Origin of the sequence: Kitasatospora papulosa, assembly GCF_000717245.1 — a bacterium.
Lineage (GTDB): Bacteria > Actinomycetota > Actinomycetes > Streptomycetales > Streptomycetaceae > Streptomyces > Streptomyces papulosus.
In genome coordinates this window covers 46,726-65,103 of record NZ_JNYQ01000003.1, presented here as the reverse complement: position 1 = coordinate 65,103, position 18,378 = coordinate 46,726, and the positions used below count along the sequence as shown (strand labels likewise).

The window sequence follows — 18,378 nt, the reverse complement described above, 5'->3', positions numbered from 1 at the left end:
GTGGGCCCACGACGGCACGACCGACGACGACATGCTTCCCTCGAAAGGAACCCCCATGGACACCCTGGTCGTTACCGCTCCCGGCGCCGGCGCCGCCGCCGCCCTGCGCAAGTTGTACATGCTGCGTTTCGCGTTCGCCGCGGTGTGGGCCGGGCTCCTGTTCGCAGGGGCGGATACGCTGGGCGCGTCGACCGTCACCCTGCTGGTGATCTACCCGCTGTTCGACGTGGCGTGCGCGGTCATCGACATCAGGTCCGCCCGGGAGGACGGCCGGTCCGCGCGCGGCCTGTATGTGAACGTCGCGCTCAGCGCCCTGACCGTCATCGGCCTGGCGCTCGCCGCCGCCTCGGGCGTCCCCGCCGTCCTTCGGGTATGGGGTGCCTGGGCCGTCACCGCGGGCATCGTCCAGCTCGTCGTCGGCGCGGCCCGGCGCCGGCTCGGCGGGCAGTGGGCGATGATCGCCAGCGGGTTCATCTCCACACTCGCCGGAGCCTCGTTCGTGGCGCAGGCGGACAAGGGCGGCGCATCCCTGGACAGCCTCGCCGGCTACGCCTTCCTCGGCGGTGTCTTCTTCCTCGTTTCGGCCCTCCGCCTTGGACGCGCCCGCGCGAGGGCGTGACCGGCCCCTCGCTCCTGTCCGCTGGTGCCGGGCTCGACGAGGTCCAAGCCGGCGGCCCGTCAAGGGTGGCCGCCGGCTTGTCCGGAGCTTCGCCTCTCCCGTGTGTCAGGAGGCGATGGCCATGTCGAAGATGTGGACGTTCCGGTTGGACGGGAGTACCACGAACTCGACCTGCTTCGTCGCGTCCAGCGCGACCGAGTGGGCGAAGACCCGGTAGGCGATGCCTGCGTTCCCGTAACCGTCCGGCCGGTTGCGGCCGTCCGTGGAGGCCACCAACGTCGCGCCGTGGGCGTCTGCCGGGTCGAACGACCAGTTGGGGAAGCCGAACGAGCCGCTGGTGCTTGAGCCGTCGGTGTAGTACACGGTAGCCGTGCCGGTGGCCCCGCCGGTCACGCCCGAACCGAGGAAGACCAGTTTGCCGCCCCGGCCGCTCAGCGCGATCGCCTGGCCGGCGCCCGCGACGTTGTCCTTGGCGCCCGGCGACACTCCAGGCCACTCCAGCTCGGCGCCCAGTGCCTCGACCCGGCCGCTCGGCTCCAGGCCTGCGGCGGCCAGCTTCTGGGCGGAGAAGCTGTTGCCCTCGCCGTCGTAGTCGCCCGGCCCGGTCTCGCCCTCGTCGGTGATGCCCACGTTGTTGTAGGCCGCCGCGAGGTTCGCGAGCGGGGCGCCGTTCGTCTCGGTCCGAGTGGCGGTCGCTGAGCCCGCACCGTCGCCGCCGGCGTACGTGGCCGTCGCGGTGAAGGTCCGCAGAGTGAATCCCTCGCGCTTCCCGGGTACCTGTACCCGGAACTCCGCGGCGGTGGTGGCGCCCACCCCGAAGGTGCCGGGGACGCTGGTGAGGGCCGGCTGGACGGCCCAGCCGACGGGTCCCGCGAACGACACCTTCAGCGACCGCATCCGCTGTGGTCCGGTGTTCTTGACGGTCACCTTCACCGTCGAGACGGCCGGACCGTCGAGGTCGACGGACGACACCGACACCTCGGTCCGTGGGGCGGAGGGCTCGGGCGCAGGCCCGGCGCCGGCCGCGACGGGCGCAAAGGTGATCATGACCAACGTCGCCAGCGCTGTGGCCCCGAGGAATCTGAGAGGTCTGACGGTTCTCATGGACTGCTCCTTCTGCGGGTCGGCACGGACGAGGGCTCAGGCGACGGGAGGCATGTCCGTCTCACGGGAGTCCAGACCCATGCGCAGGTTCACCCAGGAGCCGCGGGTGAAGTCGGGGATCTCCACCGGACGTCCGCCCGCGGCGAGGGACTTGACGCTCAGCGGTACGGGTGAGCACCAGGCCGCCGAGTCGTAGACGTCGATGTCGGGCACGAGACCGGCGCGCATCAGCTGGACGGTGCGCCACTGCAGCACGTAGTCCATGCCGCCGTGACCGCCGTTGTTCGCCGCGTCGTCGCCGATCTTCCTCCACAGCCAGTGGTCGAACTCCTTTCGGTAGGAGTCGAAGTCGCGCCAGGAGTGCCCGCTGTGGTCCGGCTCCACGTAGATCCGTCCGCCGGTCGACGACGTTCCCGCGTAGTCCTCGAAGATGCCTCGGCTACCGGCCAGGCTGTTGATCCTGCTGTACGGCCGGGGCGAGCTGACGTCGTGCTCGGCCCTGATGACGCGGCCCTTGGCGGTGTCGATCAGACAGGTGACCAGGTCGCCGTTGACATAGGTCTCCTTCCACGAGGGGTGGGACCTGTCGATGAACCGCTCCCGGTAGTCCGCGAGGCCCTTGGGCTCGGTGGCGGTGGCCCGCAGCACGGTCATGCGGTCCCCGCGGTTGATGTCCATCGCGGCGGCGACCGGCGCCAGTCCGTGCATCGCGTAGAAGGAGGCGGTGCTGCGGGTGTGCCACTTGCGGCGCCAGGAATCGGTGTAGTACGTGTCGGAGAACAGAAGGTCCCGCAGGTCGTGCAGATAGCCGCCGTGTCCGTTCGTGACGTCGCCGAACAGCCCTTCGTGGGCCATCTTCAGCATCGCCAGTTCGTTGCGGCCGTAGGAGCAGTTCTCCGAGAGCATCAGATGCCGGCGTGTGCGCTCGGAGGTGTCGACCAGGTCCCACAGCTCGTCGAGCTCCGTGGCGACGGGGAGTTCGACGACGACATGCTTGCCCGCCAACAGCGCGTCCCTGCTCTGCCGGTGGTGGAACTCCCAAGGCGTGGCGATGTAGACGAGGTCGATGTCGTCGCGCTTCAGCATCGTGGTGTACGCGTCCGTGGAGCCGCCGTACTCCGCCGGGCGGGGCTTTCCCAGGGCGACGATGCGGTCGGCAAGCGCCTTCGCGCGGCTCTCACGTATGTCGCAGACGGCGGTGACCCGGCAGCCAGGCACGACGGCCCAGCCCTCGCCCATGCCGCTCCCGCGGTTGCCGATGCCGATCACGCCGACACGGACCGTCTCGTGGATGTCGAACGGGACGTCGAACATCGGCCGCTGGCCCTTGCCGCGCCGGGGCGACGGAGAGGGGAGCGCCGAGCCCTGGGCGGCGGACTTCGCCTGGGCGGGACCGGCGCCGACAGCCACCGCCCCGGTAGCCAGGGCCCCTCCCAGGAGTAGACGGCGTGAGACTGCGGGGATTCCAGGCATGCAGGAGCTCCTCTGATCCGCGACCGGGCGTCACTGGCGAGGATGACTTTGATGGAATGAGCGCGGTCATGTCAATAGATGCTCAAAGAAGCTGCCTTTCAATCAGAAACAAGCAAGGAAGGGGCTGTTGTGACCTCGAAGTGGGCCCCCGGGTCATGAGGGCGCCCTCTTCGACGGTCCTTGCGGGCTGACCTGCTGTCCTTTCACCGGACGTCGGAGGCCTGCTGTTCGGGAGGCCAGGAGCGCGCCTCATCTGGAAGGTGTGTGCCCGCTGTTGTCCCTGAGCGACTTCTCGATGGCGGTCGCGCACGTGGTGAACATTTCGACCTGGTCGGGAGTCAGGTCGCGTACGGAGATCTGCTCCAGGGTGCGCCACATGTCGGTGATGGGCTCCTGAAGGGCCAGGCCGGCCGCGGTGAGGCTGACCACCATGACGCGCCGGTCGTGCGGAGCCGGTTCCCGGGTGAGCAGTCCGGCCTCCTGCATGCGGCGCAGTGACTTGGAGACGGTGGAGTGGTCGAGGCCGACGCGCTCGAGCAGTTCCGCCTGCGTCTGGCCGTCCTGGTCGAAGAGCTGCATCAACAGAAGTTCCTGTCCCGGGTGCAGGTTCAGGGCGCGCAGCATGGCGGCGGCGTGGCTGCGGTGGGCGCGGGCGAGCTGGAAGACGGCGTAGCTCAGCCGCCCCTCGCGCGCCGTGTTCGGCAGTTTGGCGGGGGTGGTGTCGGACATTGCTTTTCCTCGTCGTGGGAGTGGGCGTGACCGGTCAGTCGACGGTGAGGACGATCTTCCCGCGGTTGTGGCCGGCATCGCTGGCCTGCTGTGCCTTGGCTGCTTCTGCCAGCGGGTAGGTGGCGCTGAGCGTGGTCACCAGTGTGCCGTCGGCGGCCTCCTCGGCCAGTTCGGCCAGCCGTGCGGCGGAGCGGCGCTGCGGGCCCTCGGCGAAGATGATGCCGAGCTCACCGGCGCGGAAGTCGGCGGTGGTGACGATACGGGTGGTGCCGCCGCGCAGGGTGATGGAGTCCTCCAGTGCGCCCTTCCCGGCGGCGTCGAAGACGGCGTCCACCCCTTCGGGGGCGAGCTTGCTGACCCGCTGGACGAGGTTGTCCCCGTAGACCAGCGCGGTCGCGCCGAGCGAGGTGACGTATTCCTGGTTGGCCGGGCCGGCGGTGCCGATGACGCGGGCACCGCGTGCGACGGCGAGCTGGACGGCGATGGTGCCGAGCGCGCCGGACGCCCCGTGGATCAGCAGCGTCTCACCGGCGGTGACGTCGAGCAGGTCCAGTACGCGTTCGGCGCCGTCGCTCGCCACGGGCAGGGCGGCGGCGTTCGCCCAGTCCAGGCCGGCAGGCTTGGGTGCGAGGACGGTGGCCTGTGCCAGGGCGTACTGAGCGTAGGAACCGGTGTCGGACCAGCCCAGGACCTCGTCTCCCACCGTCAGTTGGTCGACGTCCTCGCCGACGGCGTCGACCACCCCGGCGATCTCCCCGCCGGGCACCGCGGGCAGGGTGGTGGGGAAGATGGCCTCCATGGCACCGGAGCGGATCTTGCCGTCCACCGGGTTGACGCCGACCGCTCGCACGCGCACACGGACCTGGCCGGGGCCGGGCTGCGGAATCCCGATCTCTGCCTCGTGCAGGACCTCGGTGCCGCCGAACGCGTCGAAAACAATGGCCTTCATGACTGTGGTCTCCTCATGCGGGGTGGTGCTCCGACCACTTGTGTGGCCAGCCACATAAAAGCTAGCACCGATTGTGTGGCTAGCCAAGTAACTACCTCCAGGGAGCTGCGGGGCCGGTCGAGGCGGCGCCGCCCGGAGGCGGAACCGCCATGCGGGCGACCTGAAGCGCAAAGAGTTCTTCGCGAATACATCTTTGCGAAGAACTCTTTGCGGTCTACTCTGAGTCGCATGACTGATGCTGTGGAGAGGTCGGACGACCCGAACGTGGAAGAGGACTCGGTCGTCCTGGACGCCAAGGGCCTGCGTGCCCTGGCGCACCCGGTACGCGTGCAACTGGTCGGGCTGCTGAGGAAGTACGGCCCCTCGACGGCCACCCGCCTCGCGGAGCGGCTGGGCGTGAACTCCGGTACGGCCAGCTATCACCTTCGGCAGCTCGGTGCCGCGGGTTTCGTCGAGGAGGACACCGAACGGGGCAACGCGCGGGAGCGCTGGTGGCGGTCCGTGCACCGGACCACCTGGTTCAACGATCCGGAGCTGGCCGAGCAGGAGCCCGAGGCGGCACTGGCCTACCAGCAGTCCGTTGCCGCCATTTACACCCTGCGCACCCAGCAGACCCTGAACGGGCTTCAGACGATGCCCCGCGCATGGCGGAACACCTTCGACATGAGCGACTGGGCCCTGCGGCTCACACCCGAGGAAGCCGGTGCCCTCTACCAGGAGCTGGCGGACGTCGTCGCGCGCTACCGGCGGGACTCACCGGAGACGGCGGCGAGTGCCCCCGAAGGAGCCGAACGGGTGGCCGTGATCACGCAGATCCTGCCCGAACTGGACGCCTCTGCCACCTCGTCGCTCCCTTCCGGCCCCAGCGACGCGCAACGAGGGCCGACGGCATGACCGGCGAGGTCCCGGAAGCCGGCGACATACCGGGCAAGAGGTCCTTACGGCCGCTCGGCGGAGTGCTGGCGGCCATGGCCGTGTCGTTGACCGGCACGCGGATCTCCGTGGTGGCAGTGCCTTGGTTCGTCCTCGTCACCACCGGCAGCGCCACCCAGACGGGACTGGTCGCCTTCTGTGAGATGACCCCCTACGTGGTGGTCAAGGCGTTCACCGGACCGCTGGTGGACCGGATCGGCCCCCGGGTCGTCTCCTGGACCACCGATCTGGCCAGTGCGAGTGCCGCCGTGGCGGTCCCCCTGCTCCACTCCCTGGACCTGCTGTCCTTTCCTCTTCTGCTGGTTCTGGTCGCATTGATCGGCGCGGCCCGGGGACCTGGTGACCTGGCCAAGGAGGTGATGGTCCCCGAAGCGGCGGAGCGCGGCGGGGTACCGCTGGAGCGGGCCACCGGCCTGTCCGGTGTGACCGACCGGCTCGCCTCCACCGTCGGCCTGGCGGCCGGCGGATCCCTGGTGGCGCTGCTCGGCCCCCTGACGGCACTCGCCGTCGACGCGGGGCTCTTCGTCCTCGGATCGGCGATCATCGGACTCGCGCTGCCCCGCGGCATGGGGCACGCGGCCGAGGAACCCCCCTCGCCGGCGGAAAGGAGCGAACCGGGCTACTGGAAGCGGTTCGGCGAGGGCTTCACCTTCCTGCGCGGCGAACCACTCCTGCTCACCGTCATCGTCATGGTCGGCATCACCAACCTGCTGGACGCGGCGATCTCCTCCGTGCTGGTACCCGTGTGGGTCAAGGAGTCCGGCAACGGACCGGCGGCGATCGGTCTGATGGGCAGCGTGATGGGGGCCGCGGGAGTCGGCGGGAGCCTGATCGCCGCGACGGTCGCACACCGGCTGCGGCGCCGTACGGTCGTCCTCACCGGGTTTCTGCTGGCCGGAGCGCCGAGGTTCCTGATCCTCGCCCTCGATGCGCCCCTGGGGGTCGTACTCGCCGTCTTCGCGGTCAGCGGGTTCGGCGCCGGCTTCGTCAATCCGGTGCTGGGCGCCGTCCTCGTCGAGCGGGTGCCGCGTCGCATGCTGGGCCGGGTCAACGCGCTCGGCGACTCGCTGGCCTGGGCCGGTATCCCCCTCGGCGGGCTGCTCGCAGGCGCGGCGGTGACCGCTGTCGGACTCGTGCCGGTGCTGCTCGCCTGTGGTGCCGCGTACGTCCTCACCACGAACCTGGCCGGCCTGCGGCCGGAATGGCGCCAGATCGACCGGACGCGTGGCCGAGGCGTCCTGAAGCCGCAGCCCGAGGAAGACGTCTCGCAGGACAGTGCCGGCGCGGCGACATGACGGCCCGTCCGCCCACGCCTCGGACGTGATGACATGACGGCCCGTCCGCCCGCGCCCCGGGCGTGGTGACATGCCGCCACACGGACTTCGCGCTGCCGCTCGACGAGCTGATCCGTCTCCTGGCTGCCGGGGCCGGCATTCCCTGTGTCCCCGGAGGGCGCGGTCGAGGGCCGCTGCGAACGGGCTCCCCGCGCGGACACCGCCGCGGCCGGCGGGACGTCAGGCGCTCGCGGGCAGCAGCTCGGCGAGCAGGGCCCGGACGCGCCGTTCGATCTCGTCGCGGATCGGCCGGACGGCCTCGACGCCCTGACCGGCGGGGTCGTCCAGTGACCAGTCGAGGTACCTCTTACCGGGAAAGACGGGGCACGTGTCGCCGCAGCCCATCGTGACGACGACGTCGGAGGCCTGGACGGCTTCGACGGTCAGCACCTTGGGTGTCTCCTCGGACAGGTCGATGCCGCGCTCCGCCATCGCTCGTACGGCGACCGGGTTCACGGCGTCGGCCGGCGCCGACCCGGCGGAGCGGACCTCGACGCGGCCCCCGGAGAGACGGGTGAGGAAGGCGGCGGCCATCTGCGAGCGCCCGGCGTTGTGGACGCACACGAACAGCACGGACGGCGCGGAATCAGACATGGGCGGAACCTTCCGGAGTTGCGACCGTCGCGGCTGTCGCTGCGGTCCGAGGGAAGAAGCGGCGGGCGGCGAGGGCGACGTGGACCAGGCCGATGAGGACCGGTACCTCGATGAGGGGGCCGACGACTCCGGCGAGGGCCTGGCCGGAGGTGGCGCCGAAGGTGGCGACGGCGACCGCGATAGCCAACTCGAAGTTGTTTCCGGCGGCGGTGAACGCCAGCGTGGTCGCCCGGGGGTGGTCCAGCCCGGCCATGCGACCGACCGCCATGGACCCGGCCCACATCACGGCGAAGTACGCCAGCAGCGGCAGCGCGATCCGTACGACGTCGAGCGGCTTCGAGGTGATGGCGTCTCCCTGCAAGGCGAAGAGCACCACGATGGTGAACAGCAGTCCGTACAGGGCGAAGGGCCCGATGCGCGGGATCAGCTTCGTCTCGTACCAGGTGCGCCCCTTGGCCTTCTCGCCCAGGAGGCGGGTGAGGAACCCGGCCAGCAGCGGGATGCCGAGGAAGATCAGCACGGAACGGGTGATCTCCCACACCGACACGTTCATCGCTGTCTGCTCCAGCCCCAGCCAGCCGGGCAGCACACCGAGGTAGAACCAGCCCAGCGCGGAGAACGCGAGCACCTGGAACACCGAGTTCAGTGCCACCAGGACGGCGGCTGCTTCGCGGTCGCCGCAGGCGAGGTCGTTCCAGATGATGACCATGGCGATGCAGCGGGCCAGGCCGACGATGATCAGACCGGTGCGGTACTCGGGCAGATCAGGCAGGAAGACCCAGGCGAGCGCGAACATCAGTGCCGGGCCGACGACCCAGTTCAGCACCAGCGACGGGATCAGGAGGCGCCGGTCGCGGGTGACGGTGTCGAGCCGGTCGTAACGCACCTTCGCCAGCACCGGGTACATCATCACCAGCAACCCGAGTGCGATCGGCAGCGACACCCCGGTGACGGTGACCTCCGCGAGCGCGTCCCCCAGCCCCGGAACCATGCGGCCGAGACCGAGCCCGGCTGCCATGGCGGCCAGGATCCAGACAGCGAGGAACCGGTCCAGGAACGACAGCCGGCCTGCGGGCCCGGTGCTCACGAGGCGGCTCCCGCAGGCTCGGTCGCAGGCGCTCCGGCGGGCCGCGTGAGGATCGCGGCCAGCTGGTCGGTCGTCTCGGGCAGCAGCCTGTAGTACACCCACGTCCCGCGCCGCTCCGAGTCGATCAGGCCGGCCTGCTTCAGCAGCTTCAGGTGGTGGGAGATCGTCGGCTGCGAAAGGTCGAAGGCCGGGGTGAGGTCGCAGACGCAGACCTCCCCGCCCGCACGCGAGGCGATCATCGACAGAAGCCGCAGTCGCACCGGGTCGCCCAGCGCCTTGAACACCTTCGCCAGCGTCTCGGCCCGGTCCTCGTCCAGGGGGGCGGTCAGCAGGCCGGGGCAGCAGCCGTCGGCGCCGTCCTGGCCCAGCACCACACACTCTTGTTTCGACATGCCTCTATGTTGACGTTCTTCGATCCAAGATGCAAGCTTGAATCGAAAGGCATCAATGCAATTAGTTCGAGGAGACCGTCATGTCACGTGCCCAGCTCGCGCTCAACGTCGCCGACCTCGAAGCGTCGATCACTTTCTACTCCCAGCTGTTCGGGGTCGAACCCGCCAAGCGGCGCCCCGGCTACGCGAACTTCGCGATCACCGCTCCGCCGCTCAAGCTCGTCCTGATCGAGGGCGAGCCCGGACAGGAAACCCGGCTCGACCACCTCGGCGTCGAGGTCGAGTCCACCGAGGAGGTCACTGCCGCCACCACCCGTCTCAAGGACGCCGGACTCGCCACGTTCGAGGAGAACGACACCTCCTGCTGTTACGCCCTCCAGGACAAGGTGTGGGTCCATGGACCTGGAAAGGAGCCGTGGGAGGTCTACGTGGTCAAGGCTGACGCCGACCAGCTCGGCAAGAGCGTCGTCCTCGGCGGCGACACCTGCTGTGCCGGCGGTCAGCCGGAGACGAAAGAGGACGCGCCGGCTGCCGCAGGCTGCGCCTGCGGCAGCTGAGCCGTCGTCGCCTCCGGCGGACGCGCCACGCCCGCGGGCGGCCCGCCACCGGCATTCCGGTGGCGGGCCGCCCGCGAGGCGAGAACATCAGCAGATCCTGGCCTCGGTCTGTCAGCCGTTCTCGCATGTCGCGCCGATCCGGGAGCGCAGGAGCCTCGGGGACACGGATCTCCTTCACGATGAGGACCGATGGTTCAGCGGCCGGCCACCGGTTTCGCGTGGGCGAAGCCCCTGTGGTGCCAGACCAGGCCTCCGGCCGGCCGGCCCATGCAGTCCGACGCGGCCACCCGGCCCACGAGGATCGTGTGGTCACCCGCCTCGATCGTGTCGTGCCGTGCACAGGTCAGCCGCAGCGCACTGTCGGCCAGTTGGGGTGCGTGGCGTGAGGTCGGGCCGGACGCCAGCCGGACGTTCTCGAACCGCTGGTCGGTGGGTCCCGCGAACGTGCGGGCCAGGTTCTCGTTCTCCGGGCCGAGCAGATGGAGCGTGAAGGCGTTCGCCGCGACGAGCACGTCATGGGTGCGTGAGCCCCGGTCCAGGCAGACCAGGATCAGCGGGGGGTCCAGCGACAGTGAGGACACCGCGCTCGCCGTGAGCCCCCGAGGGTTGCCGTACTCGTCGTAGCACGTCACCACCGTGACAGGGGCGGCGAGTGAGGCCATCGCGGCACGGAACTCGTCGGCGGGTATGTCACCGGACATCGGCGGGCTGGACAGCACCGGGGCCGGACGGACGGAGGCGTTCGGCAGTCCGTGGGACGGGGCGGACAGTTCTGCCGTATCCGGCGCGGACTGTGCCAGCAGGCTCGTGGCGCTCATCGGACAGCTCCTTCCAGTTCCCGTGCCTGCACGGCCGGGGTCTCCGTACGAAGATGATCCTGAGCAGGCAGGGCAGGCCCGGGAAGCCAACGGCCGACGGGTTCCCCCACGGTTCCGCGGGCCAGGTCCCAGGCGACCCGCCCGGCCCTCACCACCGTGGTGAACCGTCCGGTGAACATCCATCCCTCGTAGGCCGACCAGCCGCACAGGGACTCCACGTGGGCCGCGGACATCTGCCACCGCTCGCTCGGGTCGAGGAGCGCCAGATCTGCGTCGGCACCGACCGTCAGTCTCCCCTTGCCCGCCAGATCGAACAGATCCGCGGGTCCCGTCCCCATCAGCCGCGCGAGGTGGGCGGCCGCGGTGTCGGGCTCCATCCCCCGGGCGAGCATCCCCGTCCAGACGGAGACCGCGAGCTCCTGGACACCGGGCAGCCCCGGGGGCGCCTCCGCCGGCGGCCGGTTCTTCTCCTCGACGGTGTGCGGAGCATGATCGCTGCCGATGGTGGAAGCCTCCCCGCCGAGCACCGCCTGCCAGAGCCGCTCACGGTCACGCGGCGCGCGGATCGCGGGGGACAGCCTGGTGCGGGGACCGCGACGGGCGGTGTCGTGATCGGTGAACGACAGGTGGTGCCCGGTCACTTCGAAGCTGATCGGGAGTCCCTCGCCCGCAGCGGCGACCAGCAGGTCGGTCTCCTCGGCCGACGACACGTGGAGAATGTGCACCTTGGTGCCGTGGGTACGGGCCAGCTGGACCACCTTGGCGACGGCGACGATCGCCCCGGAGCGGGGCCGGTGGGGTTCGTAGCCGGCGTACGTGTCGGGGTCGCCGCCACGGGAGTCGAGCAGATCGAAGACGTGCTGGTCCTCCGCGTGCAGCACGAGGCGGACGCCGCCGCGCGCGGCGGAGGCGAAGGCCGCCTCCAGTTGGTGCGCCTCGCGGAAGACCACGGGCGCGGTGTGGTGCCCGGCCATGAAGGCCTTCGCCGAGGTCGCGACCGCGGGGTCCAGGTGCGCGAGGACCTCGGGGTGATCGGGATCCGCTCCCATGTGGAAGCGGTGGTCCACGTAGGAGCGGCCGGCTATCAGGGCCGCCTTCGCTCGGAGCGACGCCGTGTCCAGCGACGGGGGACGGGTGTTGGGCATGTCCATCACCGTGGTGACGCCGCCCGCGAGGGCCGCCCGGCTGCCGTTCTCCCAGGTCTCCTTGTGCTCCAGACCGGGGGTGCGGAAGTGCACGTGCGAGTCGATGAGACCGGGCAGGACGTACCGGCCCCGGGCGTCCAGCCGCGGCCCGGCGGGAAGCGGGCCGCCAGGTGCGACGAGGGCCGCGATCCGGCCGTCACGGACGACGACGCTGCCTTCCGTCACGCCTTCGGGGGTGACGAGCCGGCCACCCTCCACCACCAGGTCCGCCTCCGCGGCGGACGCCCGGGGGGAGGCCGGGGACGGGGACGTACGGGAGAACGAGGAGGTTTTCAACGGTTCCACGGCAGACTCACCAGTTCCTTGCAGAGGTCGTTGGTCGGTCCCATCAGGGCGACGGCACGGGCATCGCGCCCGAACCGGTTGATCGGGTGCGTCTCGACGTATCCGGCCGAGCCGAGGAAGCGGGCGACGTCGGCCACCACGCGCTCGGCGGCCTCGGAGGCGGCCAGCTTGGAGTGGAGCGTCGCCATACCGGGGTCGGCAGCGGTTCGCCGTCCCGCCCGCTCCACCACCGCGCGGGCGGACTCGACCTGGGTCGCCAGGTCCACCAGGCGGTGACGGACCGCCTGATGGGCATAGAGTCCGCGACGCCCGGCGTGTGCGTGCGCCGCGTCGAGTGCGGCCTGGGCGACGCCCACGGCGACCGCGCCGAGCGAGGCGCCGCTGTTGCGGACCCGGGCGATGATCGAAGCGGCGACGCCCGGCGCGCCGAGTCGTGCCGAGTCCGGGACGCGGCACTCCCGCACCGATACGAAGCCGGTGGCGGATCCGCGCATTCCGGACAGCCGCATCGACGTGTCGGGCAGCAGACCGGGATGTCCTCCGGGGACGAGGAAGAACGTCTGCCCGGCGGCCCCGTACCCGGTGTCCTGTGCAGCGCCGTCCGGTCCGGGGGAGTCGTCCCGTGACTGTGCCAGGACGAGATACACGTCCGCGAGGCCCGCGCTGGTGGTGAAGGACTTCGCACCGTCGAGGATCCATTCCCCGTCAGGAGTGCGGCGGGCCTGGGTGGCGAGGTTCTTCTTGTCCGCCCCGGCTCCGCTCTCCGACCACGCGGAGGCGGCGAGCCACCGGCCAGCGGCCAGCTTGGGAAGCAGGTCGCGGTGCTGGGCGGGTGTGCCGTTCTCGACGATCCGGCTGGTGACGGCGCAGTGCTGGAAGAGCATGATCGCGGCGGACGCGTTCACCGAGGCGACCTGCTCGACGCACGTGTTGAGTGCCACCGCGTCGGCGCCGGCCCCGCCGTGCGACTTGGGGACGACGAGCGCCAGCAGTCCGCTTTCGCGGAGCACCTGGACGGCGTCCCTGTCCGGCTCACCGCTGACGTCGGCAGCCTCGGCGCAGGCCGCCAGTCGTTCCAGGACCTCGGGGGAGGGGACCAGTGCGGTGACCCGGACGGGCTCGGGCCTCGGGGCCCGGCGGTGGCCGGTCGCCGGGAACGGACCAACGGTGTACGAATCGGTCAGGGTCCGCGCGGACGTGCTCCCGCGCAGGGGGGTCAGGCTGTCAACGGAACCCACGGGGTCTCCTCGGAAACGTGGTCGGACGAGGGGCGTACGGAAGCGAGGGGTGCGGCGAATGCTTTCTGCGGGGCCGGGCGCCGCAGACGTGGCAGCAGCCCCCGGTACTCGACCTGCTTCTCGGCGACGGACACCCAGGCGAGCCTGTGCTCCCCGTCGGAGCCGTACGTCGAGTGGGCGGCCACCCGCACGGAGCCGCCCGGAGTGCGGACCGGCAGCAGTGCGTCGGTGTCCTGGGCGGCCTTCCGCCCGGACAGGGACCAGGGCACCGTTCCCTCGATGCCGGCGGCCGCACCCAGGCAGATCGCACCGGTGAGAGCGACCGTGGGGTGCCAGGACGGTACGGACACGGCGCGTACGTACAGTCCACCGCCCTCCTGCGGCAGCAGCGCCGCGATCTTCGGGAACGCCCCGAAGGTGTCCCAGCCCAGTGATTCGCAGACCGCGACACGCAGCCGCCTCATGGCGTCGAACAGCAGGGGGTCGTCCGCGAACAGCGCCCCGGGCCCGCTCACCCCGAGGTGCGAGGCGTCCACGAAGGCGTACGGATTCCCCATCGACACCAGCGAGACGGGGACGATGCTCCCGTCGAAGGGGACAGCGGTCACCGGGTCGCCCGTCATGAGCAGCTCCGGCATCCTCAGCGGCGGCGAGCACAGGAAATGTGCGGTGAACCGGGTGCCGCCGTCGGAGGTCTCCTCCGTCTCGCAGACCACGTTGTCGCCGTTGTTGAGCACGTTGACCCGGACCCGGCAGCCCGGTACCAGCGGCTGGATCATGCCGGTGCGGGCAGCCGCCTCGACAGCGGCCAGGATCGAGTGACCGCACGATCCACGCAGGTCGAAACTGTCGTGACTGTCCGGAAGGGACTGCACGAACCGGTAGTCGAGGTCGAACAGCGGGTGGCGGGAAGGGCGCACGATGGCGTTCTTGAGCACATCGCCGGCGCCCTGCACCGACAGCTCGGCCCGCAGGTCGGCCAGCGCGTCCAGCAGCTGGGGTTCGGATTCGGGAAACGCACGGCCGTCCAGGACCGCGGTCGGGCAGGGTGCGCCGTGTGCTCGGGCGAGGGAGACGTTCATCCGGCAGCTCCCGCCAGCTCGCGCGTGCGCGGGGTCGGCTGCCCGGCAGGCCTGCCGAGGAACTCGCTCCGCCACATCTGGTGCGACATCAGCGCCCAGAGCGCCAGCGACGCGTTGTCGGAGGGCCGTTCGGCCTGCTCGGTGAAGAGGGCGTCGACAACCTCGTACCGCAGCCGTCCGTCCGAGCGCAGTGCCTGCGGGGACAGGACGTCGCGGGCCATCGCCCACAGCCGCTGGCCCGGGGCCAGCATCGCCGTGATCGGCAGGGTGAACGGCTGCTTCGGCCGGTTCAGCACGCTCTCGGGCAGCAGCCCGTCGGCTGCGCGGTACAGCGCGCGCTTGACGCCGACACCGGGGACCGTGCGGTGCCGGTCGGGCAGCGTCGCTGCGAAGCGCACCACACTCGGCTGGCAGAACGGCAGCCTGGCCTCCACGGAGCTCGCCATGGACAGGTGGTCGACCCTTCGCAGGTGGTAGGCGGGAAGCCGGTAGCGCTGCTCGATCCGGGAGATGCGCTGGAGCCTGCTGCCCGTGCCGTGCTCGAGGATGTCGGTGAGACCCGGCGGCATGGCCGAGCCACCGGACGCGAGGACTCGGTCGGCGTACTCGGCCGTGTACAGCTCCTCCCGCAGGGCGCGGGGAACGGCGGCAAGGTGGTCGAGATAGGCGCCGGCCCAGTCGGTCCCCTCGGGTGCGGCGACCGCCTGCGTCATTCGCGCGTACCCGCCGAAGAGTTCGTCGGCGGCGTCGCCGGTGAGGGCGACCTTGAACCCCGCGTCGCGGACCGCCCGGAAGAGCGAGAAGGTGCTGAGGGTGATCGGATCGGCGTTGGGCTGGCCGAGATGGCGTACGACGTCGCCCATCAGGTCGGGGAAGGTTGACGGGTCGATCTCCACCTGGTGGTGGACGGTGCCCGTGTGCCGGGAGACCTCCGCGGCGAAGGCGCGCTCGTCCCCGGGCCAGTTCCCCGTGTAGGCGATGTTGAAGGTGTGCAGGGCGCCGGACGCCCCCCGGTCGTGCAGGGTGCGAGCGGCGAGCGCCGTGACCAGGCTGGAGTCGAGCCCGCCGGAGGTGATGGCGGCGACCGGCGCGTCGGCGATCAGCAGCCGGGACACCTCCCGGGAGAGCAGCTCGCGCAGTTCCTCGCCGGCCCGGGCGAGGCTGCGCTCCTCGTCGACCGGCGGAGCGGACTCGTAGCCCATCCTCCGGGTCGTGAGACGCAGCCCGTCCTCCCGGGTCACGACCGCGGTGGCGGCCGGCGGAAGGACTTCGATGCCCTCGAACATGGTCCGCCGGCCGAAGGGCGTCTTCGCCGCCAGGTAGGTGTGCAGACCCAGGTCGTCCTCGTACGGGCGTACGTCCGTGAAGCCGAGGAGGGCGGGGAGCTCCGAGGCGAAGTGGAAGCGGCCGCTGCGCTCCTCCCAGTGGTAGTAGAGCGGCTTCATCCCGGAGGCGTCGGTGGCGATGACCAGCCGCGGGGCACCCCTGAGGTCCATGACGGCCACGGAGAACATGCCGTCGAGCTGCTCGGCGAACCGCTCGCCGTACGTGAGGTAGAGCGCCGGCAGAATCGATCCGTCGCACCGGTCCTCGAAGTGGAAGCCCTGCCTGATGAGTTCGGTGCGCAACCGGTCGTGGTTGTAGAGCTCGCCGTTGAAGACGACGGTGATGTCACCGAGCCGGTACGGCTGGGCACCTCCTTCGGGGTCCATGATCGACAGCCTGTTGTTGCCGAGCGCCCAGCCGGAGTGCTGGGCGAAGGACTGGGCGTCGGGCCCTCCGTGATGCTGGAGGGCGGCGACGTCGCGCATCTCCTGGGCGGTGGTACGGGCGTGGAAGGATCCGTGGATTCGGCACATGACTCAGATCACCTGACGTCGGAGGAGAGGCCGGCGGCGGAATAGAGCGCCGGGTCGTACGGGCTGGGACCGCCGCAGGTCACGAAGCGCCTGGCGTCGGGACCGGTGTGCGGGTTGCGCGCTCCGTGCAGGACGCCGGGCGCCGCGTACAGGACGTCCCCGGCGGCGACGTCGATCCAGCGGTCGCGGAGGTACATCTGGCCGATGCCCTCGAAGGCGATGAACGCCTCGTCGCTGTCGGGGTGCAGATGCACGTTGAACGTCTGGCCCGGCTGCTGGATGCCGCAGTGCAGGCAGAGCTGGCTGCTGCCGTTGCCCGGCCAGAAGACGAAGTTCATGGTGGCGCGGTCGGAGTCGGGAGCTATCTGGCCGGTGCCGCCGAAGCCGCGCAGCTGGGTGGTCTCGTCCCAGAGGGTGGAGAAGGGCTCGGGGTCCGTACCGGGCCGGCGGCCCGCCGTGAGCGGCGTGCGCCAGACGTAGACGGTCAGCCCCTCCGCGTCGGCGGTGAGACTCAGAGCCTGCCCGGTGGGCGCGTACACGGCGTGGGCGCGCTCGACCGGGTGACTGCGCGACCCGACCGTCGCGGTGCCCCGACCGTCGAAGACGACTGCGGTGTTCTCCTCCCCGACGCTCCCGTCCGGGCTGAAGGACTCGCCGGCCGCGACGCGCACGACGTGCAGAGTGACGTGCGTGGCGCCCGCGGCCGGGCTCACCGGAGTGGCGATCGTGGTGCGCCGGCCGGCGATCCGGGTGAACTCGAACTCGGCGGCCGTGACGATCCTGGCATCCCCGAGAGGGGACGCTGCGAGGGTTCCCGAGAAGGATGTGCGCGTCATGCGAAGAGCTCCTTGAAGGGGGGGAGGGGAAGGGAGGAGGACCGGGAGGGATGGACCCGTCCTCGTCCTGTGACCTCAGGCTCGCTCCGGCCGGTCCCGCCGTACTCCCGCTTCGCTACCGGGGAGAAGGAGATGACCGGGAACCACCCCGTATCGCGAGGACCCTCAAGGAGGTCTCAACACCCATGTAAAACAAGGGAGTTGAGGATCCTCGGGTGGAGGTCCACGCACAACGGGGCCGGCGCGGGCACCCCTCATGGGTGTCCGCGCCGGCCCCGGCTCGGTGTGGTGTGCCGCGCTGTGTCTACGGGCAGGCCTTCTCCGGGACACGAGCTGCCGCGACCGGTGTCTTCGGTGCCGGCTTCGCACGCCACGGCAGAGCGGAGAAGCGCCCCTCCGCGACGGCGAGCGCGGCGATCACGACGATGCCGCCCACCGGCACGTTCCAGGTCAGCGGTTCGCCCAGGGCCAGCACTCCGACGATCACGGAGAACACCGGCACGAGATAGTTCACACCCGAGGCCGTCGTCGGACCCGCGTCCGCGATCAGACGGTTGAGCAGGGCGAACGCGATACCGGTGGAGGCGGCGCCGAGGACCAGCAGGGAGAGCAGGGGCTTGGCGGTGAGGTCGCCGTGCAGCGTCCATCCGGTCATGAACGTGGTGACCACCACGGTGATGACGGCTGCCGCGCTCAGCTGGGCCGCGGTCACCGAGAGCGCCGGCAGCTTGTGGGGACCGATGAAGCGGCGGATGTAGACGAAGCTGACGGCATAGCTGGCCGCGGCGCCCACACAGGCGAGCTGCCCGCCGAGCGTGCCGAAACCGTCCGTGTTCCACGGTCCGACGACCACGATCAGTCCGATGAACCCTCCGACCAGTCCGGCCACCTTGCGGGTCGTCGGCCTTTCCTCGGAGAGCGCGAGAGCGGCGACACCCATGGTGATGAGGGGGGTCGCCCCCTGGATCACCCCGGCGATGGTCGCGGTGGTGTGCTGCTCACCGATCGCGAAGAGCGTGAAGGGGATGACGTTACCGAAGACGGAGGCCACGGCGATGTGGCCCCACAGCTTCCGGGAGGGCAGGGTCAGCCGCTTCAGGGCGAGCATGCCGAGGACGACCAGGGCGCCGACGATCAGCCGGCCCGAGGCGAGCTGGAGGGGTGCGAAGGCCTCCAGGGACATCTTGATGAAGGCGAAGCTGCAGCCCCAGAGGGCGGCCAGCAGGCCGAAACGGCCCCAGTTGACGAGATTCATGCGGTGTTCTCCTCGGAGGGACAGGGCGA

Annotated in this window: 18 protein-coding genes; 4 read left to right on the top strand and 14 right to left on the bottom strand. The window is 70.6% G+C overall.

What is annotated here, in order from left to right:
• Positions 1-55: 55 nt before the first annotated feature.
• A complete protein-coding gene (locus tag IA22_RS0108695; protein ID WP_030123207.1) occupies positions 56-619 on the top strand; it encodes a hypothetical protein in 564 nt (187 codons plus the stop codon).
• 105 nt (positions 620-724) lie between these two features.
• Here IA22_RS0108695 and IA22_RS0108690 read toward each other — a convergent pair whose 3' ends face one another.
• The 4 genes from IA22_RS0108690 to IA22_RS0108675 form a co-directional block, all read right to left on the bottom strand.
• Entirely contained in the window at positions 725-1,723 is a 999-nt protein-coding gene (locus IA22_RS0108690; RefSeq protein ID WP_030123206.1) for an NEW3 domain-containing protein, read from the bottom strand.
• A gap of 36 nt (positions 1,724-1,759) precedes the next feature.
• Positions 1,760-3,196 carry a Gfo/Idh/MocA family protein gene (locus tag IA22_RS0108685; protein WP_014158163.1) on the bottom strand — a complete coding sequence of 479 codons (1,437 nt, stop codon included), beginning with the start codon at positions 3,194-3,196 and terminating at the stop codon, positions 1,760-1,762.
• A gap of 249 nt (positions 3,197-3,445) precedes the next feature.
• Positions 3,446-3,925: a MarR family winged helix-turn-helix transcriptional regulator gene (locus IA22_RS0108680; RefSeq protein ID WP_014158164.1), complete on the bottom strand. Its 480-nt coding sequence runs from the start codon at positions 3,923-3,925 to the stop codon at positions 3,446-3,448.
• Between the two features lie 34 nt (positions 3,926-3,959).
• The gene (locus IA22_RS0108675; protein ID WP_030123205.1) at positions 3,960-4,874 is read right to left on the bottom strand and encodes an NADP-dependent oxidoreductase; all 915 of its coding nucleotides are present in this window, start codon (positions 4,872-4,874) and stop codon (positions 3,960-3,962) included.
• Positions 4,875-5,102: 228 nt separating this feature from the next.
• Here IA22_RS0108675 and IA22_RS0108670 point away from each other — a divergent pair, with 228 nt between their 5' ends.
• Positions 5,103-5,768, top strand: a complete 666-nt coding sequence (locus tag IA22_RS0108670; RefSeq protein ID WP_014158166.1) for an ArsR/SmtB family transcription factor — start codon at positions 5,103-5,105, stop codon at positions 5,766-5,768.
• A complete protein-coding gene (locus tag IA22_RS0108665) occupies positions 5,765-7,102 on the top strand; it encodes an MFS transporter (protein WP_030123204.1) in 1,338 nt (445 codons plus the stop codon). The genes IA22_RS0108670 and IA22_RS0108665 overlap by 4 nt, the downstream gene beginning before the upstream one ends.
• 219 nt (positions 7,103-7,321) lie before the next feature.
• Here the strand turns inward: IA22_RS0108665 and IA22_RS0108660 are convergent, their stop codons facing one another.
• From IA22_RS0108660 to IA22_RS0108650, 3 genes are read right to left on the bottom strand one after another with little or no spacing between them, the layout of a single operon-like run.
• Positions 7,322-7,735, bottom strand: coding sequence for an arsenate reductase ArsC (locus tag IA22_RS0108660; RefSeq protein WP_015575730.1), 414 nt, complete (start codon positions 7,733-7,735; stop codon positions 7,322-7,324).
• On the bottom strand, positions 7,728-8,822 hold the full coding sequence (arsB, locus tag IA22_RS0108655) for an ACR3 family arsenite efflux transporter (RefSeq protein ID WP_014158169.1): 1,095 nt from the start codon (positions 8,820-8,822) through the stop codon (positions 7,728-7,730). Before arsB ends, IA22_RS0108660 begins: the two co-directional genes overlap by 8 nt.
• Entirely contained in the window at positions 8,819-9,214 is a 396-nt protein-coding gene (locus IA22_RS0108650) for an ArsR/SmtB family transcription factor (protein ID WP_014158170.1), read from the bottom strand. Before IA22_RS0108650 ends, arsB begins: the two co-directional genes overlap by 4 nt.
• 80 nt (positions 9,215-9,294) lie before the next feature.
• Here IA22_RS0108650 and IA22_RS0108645 point away from each other — a divergent pair, with 80 nt between their 5' ends.
• Positions 9,295-9,771 carry an ArsI/CadI family heavy metal resistance metalloenzyme gene (locus IA22_RS0108645; protein ID WP_014158171.1) on the top strand — a complete coding sequence of 159 codons (477 nt, stop codon included), beginning with the start codon at positions 9,295-9,297 and terminating at the stop codon, positions 9,769-9,771.
• 194 nt (positions 9,772-9,965) lie between these two features.
• Here IA22_RS0108645 and IA22_RS0108640 read toward each other — a convergent pair whose 3' ends face one another.
• The 7 genes from IA22_RS0108640 to IA22_RS0108610 form a co-directional block, all read right to left on the bottom strand.
• Entirely contained in the window at positions 9,966-10,589 is a 624-nt protein-coding gene (locus tag IA22_RS0108640; protein ID WP_014158172.1) for a flavin reductase family protein, read from the bottom strand.
• Entirely contained in the window at positions 10,586-12,079 is a 1,494-nt protein-coding gene (locus IA22_RS0108635) for a dihydroorotase (RefSeq protein WP_014158173.1), read from the bottom strand. Before IA22_RS0108635 ends, IA22_RS0108640 begins: the two co-directional genes overlap by 4 nt.
• Positions 12,067-13,317, bottom strand: coding sequence for an acyl-CoA dehydrogenase family protein (locus IA22_RS0108630; protein ID WP_014158174.1), 1,251 nt, complete (start codon positions 13,315-13,317; stop codon positions 12,067-12,069). Before IA22_RS0108630 ends, IA22_RS0108635 begins: the two co-directional genes overlap by 13 nt.
• Positions 13,296-14,399 (bottom strand): PrpF domain-containing protein, encoded by a 1,104-nt coding sequence (locus tag IA22_RS0108625; protein ID WP_014158175.1) that lies wholly within the window; start codon positions 14,397-14,399, stop codon positions 13,296-13,298. The genes IA22_RS0108630 and IA22_RS0108625 overlap by 22 nt, the downstream gene beginning before the upstream one ends.
• Complete coding sequence (asnB, locus tag IA22_RS0108620; RefSeq protein WP_014158176.1) at positions 14,396-16,258, bottom strand: asparagine synthase (glutamine-hydrolyzing); 1,863 nt, start codon at positions 16,256-16,258, stop codon at positions 14,396-14,398. The genes IA22_RS0108625 and asnB overlap by 4 nt, the downstream gene beginning before the upstream one ends.
• A gap of 8 nt (positions 16,259-16,266) precedes the next feature.
• A complete protein-coding gene (locus IA22_RS0108615) occupies positions 16,267-17,094 on the bottom strand; it encodes a cupin domain-containing protein (protein WP_014158177.1) in 828 nt (275 codons plus the stop codon).
• 304 nt (positions 17,095-17,398) lie between these two features.
• Positions 17,399-18,349: a DMT family transporter gene (locus IA22_RS0108610; RefSeq protein ID WP_014158178.1), complete on the bottom strand. Its 951-nt coding sequence runs from the start codon at positions 18,347-18,349 to the stop codon at positions 17,399-17,401.
• Positions 18,350-18,378 lie beyond the last annotated feature (29 nt).